The organism is uncultured Abyssibacter sp., from assembly GCF_964000955.1.
In the GTDB taxonomy this organism is placed as follows: Bacteria; Pseudomonadota; Gammaproteobacteria; order Nevskiales; family OUC007; genus Abyssibacter.
The window spans coordinates 1-4,112 of record NZ_CAXFCL010000186.1 but is presented as its reverse complement, the minus strand read 5'-3'; the positions used below and the strand labels follow the sequence as shown (position 1 = coordinate 4,112).

Sequence of the window (4,112 nt, the reverse complement as noted above, 5' to 3'; positions counted from 1 at the left end):
GGTGACGACCTCAATTGCCTTTGGCGGCCTGTTGCTGGCGCCGTTCGCGAGTCTGCGCCAGGTCGCGGTGTTCGCGATCTTCGGTTTGTCCGGGGCCTACCTGACGGTCTTCTGCGTGCTGCCGCGCCTCCTGTCGGCTGACCGCATGGTGGCCGCTCCAGCCGCGTTGAGGCTGGCCGCGCGTGGTCTCGCGGGTCGGCAGCGCCGGCGGCGCTGGGCAGTGATCGGCCTGATGGTGCTGGTAGGCGCCGCGGTGCCGGGGCTCATGCAGTTGCAAAGTCGGGATGATCTGAGGGCCATGTATTTCTCGCCGCCGGATCTGATGGCTCAGGCGAGCCGGGTGCGCGCCATAGTCGGTGGCTTCGATGTCTCGCAGATGCTGATCGTGCGCGGCGAGGATCAGGAGGATGTGTTGACGGCGCTGGAGCGTCTGACTCCGGGGCTGGTCACGTTGCAGGCGCAAGGCGATCTGGAGACCTATCTGCACGCGGCGCGCGCCCTGCCGTCCATGCGGCGTCAGCAGGAGGCCCATCGACTGCTCGCCGAGACCGTTTACGCACCTGGTGCGGCGCTGGATCAGCTCGCGAGCGGGTTGAATGCGCCGGCGTCCTGGGCCGAAGCCCGGCGCGTGGCGTTTCATGCCAGCACTCCGCTGCGTTACGAAACCTGGCGAGAGGACATGGCCTCGACACCTTATCCCGGTCTGATCGAGCACTTGCCGGATGGTTGGGTCGGCCTGGTTCGTGTCGGCGGCGTTCGGGATGCATCGGCTGTCCGGGCGTGGGTGGACACGCAGCGGCAGGCTGGTGTGGATGTCGTCTGGCGAGACACCGTCGCCAGTGCGCAGCAGCGACTGGGCGCAGGCCGGGAGATGGCGGCCCGGGTGCTGCTGCTGGCAGCCGTGGTCGTGCTGATTGTCCTGGCCGTGCGCTACGGCATCCGAGGCGGCGCGACGGTCGCGCTGCCCTCCGCGCTGGCCGTGATCGGCACGCTGGGTCTGTGCGGCTGGCTGGGGTCGCCGTTTACGGTGTTTCGCCTGTTCGCGCTGTTGCTGGTCATCGGCCTGTCCATCGACTATGCCGTCTTCGCCCGGGAGGCGGGAGAGCATTCGACGGCGACGCTGCTGGCCATTCTGCTCTCGGCGCTGACGACCCTGCTTTCCTTCGGCCTGCTGGCGCTGAGCGCCACCCCGGCGCTGGCCGAATTCGGCGCGACCGTTGTCGTCGGCATCGTGCTCGGTCTGGGGTCGACGCTGTTGCTCTGGCGTGTTCGGTTATCCGGAGCGGCGCCGTAATGCGCGCGCGGCTCGCGGTGGTCACGCTGGTGAGCGCCTGGTTCTGCGGTTGCGCCGGGTGGCCGGTGGCCGCGCCCTGTCCCCCGGTGCTGCCGCCGCAACCGGTGACGGGCTGGAGCGGGTCGATGGCCGGAGCCGAGATCATCGAACTCACCCGGGCGGACGGAACCCGTCATCAGATGCTGGTGGTGAGCGACAGGAGCCCGCGGCGACTCATGCTGCGCGGTTTCAACCTGATCGGACTGGAGCTGTTCCGGCTGGAGTACACGGACGGTCAGCCGGATGTGGAATGGCTGGGTGACGCGACGCCGGGGCTGGATGCCCGGGTCCTGGTGTCCGATTACCAGTTCGTCCACTGGCCGGCGTCGTCGCTGGCCGCCCGACTCGACGGCAAGCGCTGGCGCCTGGATCAGGGGGATGCGCGGCGGACGCTTTATTGCCGGGATCAAAGGGTCACGGAGTTGCACCATGAGCCAGACGGCGTGGTGCGGTTGTTCAACGTCCAACTGGACTATAGGCTTGAAATCCGTCCGGTCTCGGCGGCGGTCGACGCCCGGCATGACGCGCACTGACCGCCGTGGCCGTGCCGCAAGACGTCATCACGTGACCAGATACTCGAATGCACGCTGACACCATCCCCGCCTTGCCATGCGCGGCCGAGCCCTTTCTTCCGCACGACGCGCCGATGGCGCTGATCGACCGGATCGTTGCCGTGTCGGAAGGACAACTGGAAGCGGCGGTGGACATCCATCCGGGCTGTCAGTTCGCGTCGGAGTCCGGCGTGCCGGTCTGGGTCGGGATCGAGTACATGGCACAGGGCATTGCCGCGTTTGGTGGTGTGCTGTCGCGACGGCGCGGCGAGCCGGTGAAGATCGGATTTCTGGTCAGTGCCCGGCGGGTGGCCTGTGCGATCGACATGTTCGAGTTCGGCGACCGGCTGCGGATCGACGTGCGGGAGGTCCACATGCCCGATGACGGGCTGGCGACCTTCGATTGCCGCGTGCTTCGCGGCGACGAGGAGTTGATGTCAGCGCGGATCAACGTCTTTCAGCCGGCGGACCCGATGAAATATCTTGCGGAAGAGGCATGACAACGACGAAGGAATCCATTCTGGTCACCGGCGCCAGCCGCGGAATCGGACGGGCAGCGGCCATTCGGCTGGCCGCGGACGGTTACGCGGTGGTCGTGAACTACCGGCGGCGCGAAGACGAGGCAAGGGCGGTGGTTGACGATATCCGCGCGGCTGGCGGACAGGCCCGGCTGCTGCCATTCGACGTCAGCGACCGCGCGGCGGCACGGGACGCGCTCACCGCCGATATCGAAGCCAACGGCGCCTACTACGGCGTGGTGCTCAGCGCCGGCGTGTCCAGCGACGGCGCGTTTCCGGCGCTGGGCGACGACGACTGGGATCGTGTCCTCGACACCAACCTGGGCGGGTTCTACAACGTCCTGCATCCGTTGATCATGCCGATGATCCGGCGCCGGGCTCCCGGTCGGATCGTGGCGCTGACCTCCGTCTCCGGCCTGATGGGGAACAGGGGGCAGGTGAACTACAGTGCATCCAAGGCCGGGATCATCGGCGCTGCCAAGGCGCTGGCCGTGGAGTTGGCTGGCCGCAAGATCACGGTCAACTGCGTGGCGCCCGGGCCGATTCGCACCGAGATGATCGACCAGGCGCCGGTGGAGGAAATCGTGAAACTCATACCCGCAAAGCGGGTCGGCGAACCCGAGGAGGTGGCCGCTCTGATCGGTTTTCTCTGTTCCGCGGATGCCGGCTACATCACCCGACAGGTCATTTCGGTGAATGGAGGCATGCTTGGCTGATCAGCAACGCGTTGTCGTGACCGGCGCGGCCGGATTCTGCCCGCTGGGCGGTAGCTGGGAGGACATCTCCGATGGGCTGACGCATCACCGCAGCGGAATCCGGCGGATGGATGACTGGGACCGCTACGAGGACATGCGCACGCGGCTGGCGGGCGTTGTTCCGGAATTCGAACTGCCGCCGAGCTACACGCGCAAGAAGATGCGGACGATGGGGCGGGTCGCCAAGCTGGCGGTTCGCGCGACCGAATTGGCGCTGGAGAATGCCCGCTTCGACCTCGCCGCAGCCGACCTGACGCAAGTTGGCGTGGCCTACGGCTCGTCCAGTGGATGCACCGCCGCCACGCAGGAACTGAGCCGCTTCATCAGCGGGGAAGGACGTGGCGAGATCAGTTCCACCAGCTACCTGCGGATGATGCCGCACACCACGGCCGCCAACATCAGCATGCACTTCGGGCTGAAGGGGCGGACGATTCCCACGTCGAGCGCCTGCACCTCCGGCAGCCAGGCGATCGGGTATGCCTATGAGGCCATTCGCTTCAACCGCATTGATGCCATGGTGGCCGGTGGGTCGGAAGGCCTTTGCGTGTCGCAGGCCGTGGTGTTCGATTTGCTCTACGCCACCAGCACCCGAAATGACACGCCGACACAGACGCCGGCTCCGTTCGATCGCGACCGGGACGGGCTGGTGATCGGCGAGGGTGGCTGCACGCTGGTGCTCGAATCGCTCGACTCCGCCCGGCGGCGCGGCGCTCCGATCCTGGCCGAGGTCGTCGGCTACGGTGCAACTTCCGACGGTGGTCACGCGACGCGGCCCAGTCAGGAGATGATGGCGGCGACGATGCGTCTGGCGATCGAGGATGCCGGCATTTCCGCCGGTGACATCGGGTTCGTCTGCGCGCACGGCACCGCGACCGATCACGGGGACGTGGCCGAAAGTCACGCTACCGCCGAGGTGCTCGGCTTCAAGCCTTTCGCGTCGTACAAGGGCCACATG

General features: G+C 67.2%; 5 protein-coding genes. All 5 read left to right on the top strand.

Features of this window, described 5'->3' with window-relative positions; genetic code table 11:
* Positions 1–1,294: hypothetical protein (locus ABNS06_RS09040; protein ID WP_348674045.1), on the top strand; the 1,294-nt coding region annotated here is incomplete at its 5' end.
* On the top strand, positions 1,294–1,866 hold the full coding sequence (locus ABNS06_RS09035; protein WP_348674044.1) for a DUF3261 domain-containing protein: 573 nt from the start codon (positions 1,294–1,296) through the stop codon (positions 1,864–1,866). The genes ABNS06_RS09040 and ABNS06_RS09035, both read left to right, overlap by 1 nt.
* Before the next feature lie 47 nt (positions 1,867–1,913).
* On the top strand, positions 1,914–2,384 hold the full coding sequence (locus tag ABNS06_RS09030; protein WP_348674042.1) for a hypothetical protein: 471 nt from the start codon (positions 1,914–1,916) through the stop codon (positions 2,382–2,384).
* Positions 2,381–3,118, top strand: a complete 738-nt coding sequence (gene fabG, locus ABNS06_RS09025) for a 3-oxoacyl-ACP reductase FabG (protein ID WP_348674040.1) — start codon at positions 2,381–2,383, stop codon at positions 3,116–3,118. The genes ABNS06_RS09030 and fabG overlap by 4 nt, the downstream gene beginning before the upstream one ends.
* Positions 3,111–4,112, top strand: a 1,002-nt coding sequence (locus ABNS06_RS09020) for a beta-ketoacyl synthase N-terminal-like domain-containing protein (RefSeq protein ID WP_348674038.1), incomplete at its 3' end; no start/stop codon positions are given. The genes fabG and ABNS06_RS09020, both read left to right, overlap by 8 nt.